Below are 6,041 nucleotides of genomic sequence, written 5' to 3'. Positions count from 1 at the left end.
CGTGTAAAATATCTGCTGCATGGCGGTCACTTCCAGCAAATATTCTACCTGTTCCACAGCCGGAAGAAAAGGGGTCAATCACTGGTTGTCATATTCTGGTGAATAGACGGACTGACTGACCTGAAATACCAAAACAATATGCGAAGCAGTTGCAGATTATTCTGGTATCGGAAATAGTTGCAGATTGTTTAGTCTGCGAAAATGGGCAGGGGTTGGGCTAAATTAAAGTGAGAATTGACACCCCCGAGCTTGATACCATACTCTGCTGCCAGTTCGTCGAGCTTCTGCACGTAGCGGCGCTCCGCAGCTCGGGCATCGGACAAAAGCCTGTTCGCCGAAGTGATTCTTGAATAGTCCCCGGTGTCAACGGCTGCCACAACTTCGGAGAACGCCTGCAAATTCAGGTTGAGCGCGTTGATCAGCTCTTCGTGGGCATCCCTCAGTTCCGGGGCCACGTCTGCGGAAAGGGCCTCCGCCCTTTCGGCGAGGTCGCGTGTCCTGGGCATCAGGTCATTGAGAACCCGCGCGCCAAACTCGAGGTCGCTGATGCGCCCGGCGGCTGATTGCTGGCGCAGTTCGTCCCACGTTGCGGCAAGCTTCTCCGTCTCGTCAATGACCGGCATCATGCTCTTCAGGTAATCCTCCAGGTTCCTGGTTTTCCTGGCCCTCTCCCCAGAGCCAACCGCAGCCAGCAACCCCAGGACACATAGCACCACCAGTGCGAGCACAACACCCTTCCTTTTCACGGTATCCTCCTCCCTGCTTGTTTTTGCCTCAGGATAGCAGGAGGAAAGGACACACTTGTGTCCGCGAAACTTAAGACGGGAAATTTTCTGATGCCGTCTTTTTCCGCTTAAAACTCATGGGACACTTAAAAGATGTCATATGAGCAGGTCTCGCATGGCCCACCCGGGCGGCGGTATCCCTTGTTTTCCTTATTGCGGGATCACCGGCCGCCTTTGTTATTTCAAGTTACACGAAATTTTTTCGGACCCCGGCAAGGAAAGTTTAATTTTTGCCGAATTACTTCCAGAATGTGGCCGACCAAACCAAGCTCCTGGGATTGAACGCCGCCATTGAAGCGACCCGGGCCGGCCAGGTGGGGCGGGGATTTGCCGTGGTAGTAGCCCAGGAAGTACGCAAGCTGGCCGAAGAAAGCAGCGCCAGAAGAGATAGAGAAGATTTTAAACCAGTTCAAGAATTCCATTGAAGGGGTTTACCGCCGCCATTGAAAAAAATAGCGCCATAACCCAGGAGCAGGCGAGGACAATGGAAAAGATAGCTGAAATGGTGGAGAAACTGCAGCAAACCGGCTCCCACCTTCATGAAGTGGCCGGCAAACTCTAACCAGGGGGGAAACCTGCCAGATCTAGATAACTCCCCAGTTTGACTCCCTGATCGAACAGCCATTCCTTGGTGCCCGGGTCACAGAGTATGGCCAGTTCCCTCTCCCGCTGCCAGGTGTAGCTGCTCCGCTGCCTCAGTTCTTCATCCACTATACCGGGATGGGTCATCAACTCCATTACGACGGCACTGCTCTGCAGCCCGGTAGTAACTAACCGGCGAAACGATTCCCCGGAAACCTGCTCACCAAACCAGTCGCCGCAAAAGTAATCGGTAGTAGGCACACCTTGCCGGATAAGCCTCTGGCGCATGGAAGTGTCCAGGCTCCGCACAGGCAGCCCGTAGCGCCGGGCCACATCCAGCAGGGCTTCCAATATTACGGGATGTGTGTGGACATGATGGTGTGTATCCAGGTGGCTTATCCATACCCCTGCCGTCATGACCTTTTCCACCTGGGCCAGGAATTCTCGCCTCACTTCCTCTGCGTTTAAGGGCCCCGCGAAAAGGGCGTCCCTTTTTTTAAACCATCCCCGGCCATCTACCAGTGAAGGTACGGCTGCCGGGTCGCACAGGGGCCTGCCCGCCGTCAAGCAAAGGTGTACCCCAGTGACCTTTAGCCTACCCCGGCATAAAACAGCCAGAGCATCCCCGGTACCCGGCTGGTTGGCCATCATGCTGGTACTGGTGACCACCCCGCATTCCATGGCTTTAATAATCCCCCGGTTTACTCCCACCGTATAACCGAAGTCGTCGGCGTTGACGATGAGCAACACAGCCCTTGTCCCTCCTGCATTTCAGAGCACAGGATAGCGTATTTGCAAACATTTGCAAACGCACCGTTCTGTACCTTAATGAATCCTCCCGCCAATAAATTTAGAGAGCGTCAATCCATAGGCACTGACGAGCTTTTACCTGATAGCTTCATTCACGCTTGACAAGCCGGATTTTCAGGCCTGTTTAAGGCGAGTTCTGCGCTGCTCTTATTTATGCGGTCGCTTTATAGCGCCGTCTGACAAAAAGGAAAAATACCATTGCGTATGCGATGGCCAGCAACAATCCACTAACCATTCCAGGGATCTGGCCGCGGGCTAGGGGGACCGAAGCCACCACAACCAGCAGAAGTAACAGAGATGTATAGGGCAGGTAGGGATAACCCGGTACGGTAAAAGGCGCCTTGAACCGGGGTAACTTCTGGCGGAAGCGGATATAGGTAATAGTTATCACCGCCCAGTTGAAAAGGGAAATAAAGCCGGTGGCACTGGCCACATAGAGAAAAACCTTTTGTGGGAGTAAGTAAGCCAGAATGACGGCAATGCTTAAGAAAATACTACTGGCGGCCAGCGCCCGGGTAGGTATGCCCCGCCGGTCTGTTTTTAATAAAAATCGGGGAGCCTCATGCCTTTCGGCCAGGGACTTAAGCATTCTGGTCACTCCAAACATGGTGGTATTCATACTGGAAAGTACAGCCGTGATTATGATGGCGTTTAACAGGTGACTCCCAAAGGGGATGCGCAACCTTTCGAGAACCGTGACAAAGGGACTGGAAGCGACCGGAACGGTGAACCAGGGCAAAAGACCGACCAGCACGAAAATGGCACCGGTATATAAAAAGGTCACTGTCAGGCCGGTACCTATGACGGCCCGGGGTATGGTATGCCTGGGATTGGTGGCCTGTGCCGCCGTCATACACACCACCTGAATACCTGAATAGGCAAATATAACCAGCAGGAGAGAGGCAAAAACTCCTTTTACACCCTGGGGGAAAAATCCTCCGTAGGCAAAATAATTGACAGTTCCAACCGGCGCCAGACCGGGCCACAGTCCGGATAAAACGGTCAAGCCGACCAGAATGAATAGAAATAAGGCCATTATTTTTATGCCCGAAAACAACCCTTCAATACGGGTAAACCCGCGGATATCCAGCAGGTTAATACCGGTGATTAACAGGGAAAAAAACAGGCTGAATAGCCACAGCGGCCATCCGGGCAGCCACCAGTGCATCAGCAGAGCGGAAGCCGTAACTTCCGTAGCCATACCCAGCACACCTGAAGACCAGTACATCCAGCCGGTGACAAAACCCATCAGGGGACCCAGATAGCGGTTTGCGTAGTCGCTAAAAGCCCCTGTGGAAGGCCATGCAGCCTCCATTTCGGCCAGGTAGAGCATTACCGGTATAACCACCAGAGCACCAGCCAGATAAGATAGAACTGCAGCCGGCCCGGCTATGCGTACGGGAATCCCGCTGGCCACAAAGATACCGGCACCAATGACGCCGGCCAGGCCAATCATAATGATTTCCAGTGTGCCTATCTCCCTAGCGGCCACTCCCATCCGTACCGCCTCTGTACCAGCGGCCAGTTTTAGATCCACGGCCAGTTCCGCCGAAGCCCCCTCATCTGCCCCGAGTTCTGTGCAAAACTGCTGCAGGTTTTTTCCGGTCAAAATGTTCACCTGCCCTTTTTAGGTTATTTTAACCGGACCAGTTCCGGGCTATCATAAACCGACCTGCAACGTAAACACCTCCCGGAAAAATAAAAAAACCCGGTTCCGTGCCGTTTAACAGGACGAAACGAAAAGCGAATTTCCAGAACAGAAATTTCTAAGTTTCATGGAACGCTGACAAAACAGGTTCGGTGAGCAGCACGCGGCTGCACCCCCACTTGTACCGTGTTCCACCCGCGTTTTGCTCGCAGAACAGGCGGGACGGCACCCTGCAGGAATTCAAGCACGGCTGCTCCTCACGCCCTACTCCCGTTCCGGGGGCAATTCCCGCAGCGCGATTTCCACCTGGCTTAAGGGTAAAAGTTCCTTGCCCGGCATGGCGGCTCCCAGTTCTTTTAAGCGCCTGGCCCCCGGCACCACCCGGCTCTCCCAGGAACCGACGGCATTGTTAAAAGACTGGGTGGCCTTCTGCAGGCCATCCTTTATTTTAGCCAGGTGTCCGGCAAACTTGCACACCCGCTCGTAGAGCTCCATGCCCGCCTCGGCAATTTGCCGGGCGTTTTCGGCCATTTGATGCTGTTGCCAGCTCAAGGCCACCGTACGTAAAAGGGCAATTAAAGTGGTGGGGGTGGCCAGCAGCACACGGCTGGCCAGGGCATCTTCAATTAACCGCCGGTCCTGCTCCACGGCGGCACTGAAAAAGGATTCCCCCGGCAGGAAAAGAACTACGAAATCGGGGCCGGGCGTAAACTGGCTCCAGTAGGCCTTGGAACCCAGGGACTGCATGTGTGCCCGCACGGCCTGGGCATGTCTTTGCATGGCCTGGCGCCACGCGTTTTCATCGGTAGATTCGGTGGCTTCCATGTAGGCCTTTAACGGGACCTTTGCATCCACCACCACCGTCCTGCCCCCCGGAAGCTTTACCACCAGGTCGGGACGCAGCCTCCCCTCTTCCGTCTCCACCGAAACCTGTTCCACAAAGTCGCAGTACGGGGACATGCCCGCCACTTCCACCACCCGGCGCAGGGTTATTTCTCCCCATCTCCCCCGCACCTGGGGGGCTTTTAAGGCGTTTACCAGGTTGCTCGTCTCCCTGTGCAGCAACTGCTGGGTCTGGCTGAGCTCCTGCAACTGCCTTTTTAAGCTTCCATAAGCTTCCTGGCGGGCATTTTCCATGGCCCGCACCTGGGCCTCATACCGGGCGAGCTCTTCTTTCAGGGGCTTAATAAGGGCATCGATGGCTTCCTGCCGCTTTTGGAGATCCCCCCGCGCTTCCACAACCACGCCTTCCAGCACCTGGCGGGCCAATTCGATAAAAGCCTGATTGTTGCTTTTTAAAGCTTCGGCAGAGAGGGCTTTGAAGGTATCGCTGAGGCGCTGGGTGGCTTCGGCAAGAAGTTTTTTCTGCTCGGTAAGGCTATTTCTGGCCTCTTCCAGGGAAGTTTCCGCCCTAACCCGGGCCTGGTGTTCCCGGACCACCTGCAGGTGGAGATCATTTAATTCTTGCTGCATCTGGTTTAGCTGCTGGCGCAGCTCGGCATTAATGCCTTCCGCCGCCATCGCCTTGCTCCGGGCGGCCACAACCTCAGCCGACAGGGCTCGTATACGGATGCCGGCCAACAGCCAACCGGCCAGCACCCCGGCAGTTAACCCTGCCAGCAGGTACAAAGCTTCAAGCATGTCCTTTAGGTCCCTCCTTTCCACCGAATACCCCCATTTTACTCCAGTCCGGGCAGGGTAAGTAACAAGCTGCGGACATGCATCTGCAGGTCCCAAAAGTGGTTATCTAAAACACTTTTAGCAGGTTGACAGGGGTGAGCAATTAAAATATAATTCAATTAAGTAATTACTTAATCATTTAATCCTCACTTAAAGGGGGTAATTCATACGACCAGATATTATCCCAATAACGACGTCTGTGATACCTTTTGTGTATCCACTGCAATCGAAGATCTCAAGGGCAAAGTGCTGGAAGTAGCCGGTTTGTCCGAACTTTTTAAGGTGCTGGGAGACGAAACCCGCACCAAGATCCTCTACCTCCTGTCCTACAGGGAACTTTGTGTATGCGATCTGGCGGAAATCCTGGAAATGAGTTTGCCTGCCGTTTCCCACCACCTCCGGCTGCTGAAGGCAATGCGTCTGGTGAAGTACCGCCGGGAAGGGAAAATGGTCTATTATTCCCTGGATGACGACCATATCGTCAACCTGATCCGTGAAGCCCAGGCGCACTTTGCGGAAGAGCGGTGAAAGGAGTA

At 54.3% G+C, this 6,041-nt stretch carries 6 protein-coding genes and 1 pseudogene; 3 read left to right on the top strand and 4 right to left on the bottom strand.

The genetic code is table 11. The features are described 5' to 3' along the window. Positions 1 to 188 precede the first annotated feature (188 nt). Positions 189 to 746: a hypothetical protein gene (locus tag BUA65_RS11610; protein ID WP_072869837.1), complete on the bottom strand. Its 558-nt coding sequence runs from the start codon at positions 744 to 746 to the stop codon at positions 189 to 191. 290 nt (positions 747 to 1,036) lie between these two features. On the opposite strand from BUA65_RS11610, the pseudogene BUA65_RS19350 reads away from it, so the two are divergent. Then, positions 1,037 to 1,159: pseudogene (locus BUA65_RS19350) on the top strand (methyl-accepting chemotaxis protein); the annotation flags it as partial. 47 nt (positions 1,160 to 1,206) lie between these two features. Beyond that, positions 1,207 to 1,347 (top strand): hypothetical protein, encoded by a 141-nt coding sequence (locus BUA65_RS18290; RefSeq protein ID WP_165613244.1) that lies wholly within the window; start codon positions 1,207 to 1,209, stop codon positions 1,345 to 1,347. Here the strand turns inward: BUA65_RS18290 and BUA65_RS11600 are convergent. The 3 genes from BUA65_RS11600 to BUA65_RS11590 form a co-directional block, all read right to left on the bottom strand. Continuing rightward, positions 1,344 to 2,117, bottom strand: a complete 774-nt coding sequence (locus BUA65_RS11600; protein WP_072869835.1) for a carbohydrate deacetylase — start codon at positions 2,115 to 2,117, stop codon at positions 1,344 to 1,346. The two genes, BUA65_RS18290 and BUA65_RS11600, sit on opposite strands and share 4 nt — an antisense overlap. Before the next feature lie 211 nt (positions 2,118 to 2,328). Then, positions 2,329 to 3,786 (bottom strand): amino acid permease, encoded by a 1,458-nt coding sequence (locus BUA65_RS11595; protein ID WP_072869833.1) that lies wholly within the window; start codon positions 3,784 to 3,786, stop codon positions 2,329 to 2,331. 303 nt (positions 3,787 to 4,089) lie between these two features. Beyond that, the gene (locus BUA65_RS11590) at positions 4,090 to 5,466 is read right to left on the bottom strand and encodes a DNA recombination protein RmuC (RefSeq protein ID WP_072869832.1); all 1,377 of its coding nucleotides are present in this window, start codon (positions 5,464 to 5,466) and stop codon (positions 4,090 to 4,092) included. Between the two features lie 303 nt (positions 5,467 to 5,769). Here BUA65_RS11590 and BUA65_RS11585 point away from each other — a divergent pair, with 303 nt between their 5' ends. Further along, entirely contained in the window at positions 5,770 to 6,033 is a 264-nt protein-coding gene (locus BUA65_RS11585; RefSeq protein ID WP_439328941.1) for an ArsR/SmtB family transcription factor, read from the top strand. Positions 6,034 to 6,041 lie beyond the last annotated feature (8 nt).

It is taken from the genome of Desulfofundulus thermosubterraneus DSM 16057 (assembly GCF_900142025.1).
GTDB classification, from domain to species: Bacteria; Bacillota; Desulfotomaculia; order Desulfotomaculales; family Desulfovirgulaceae; genus Desulfofundulus; species Desulfofundulus thermosubterraneus.
This window is presented reverse-complemented; position numbering and strand designations above follow the sequence as displayed.

What these genes read in the sequence shown, in the direction of transcription:
- BUA65_RS11590 (WP_072869832.1), bottom strand. Translation starts at nt 5,466, where the DNA reads ATGCTTGAAGCTTTGTACCTGCTGGCAGGGTTAACTGCCGGGGTGCTG.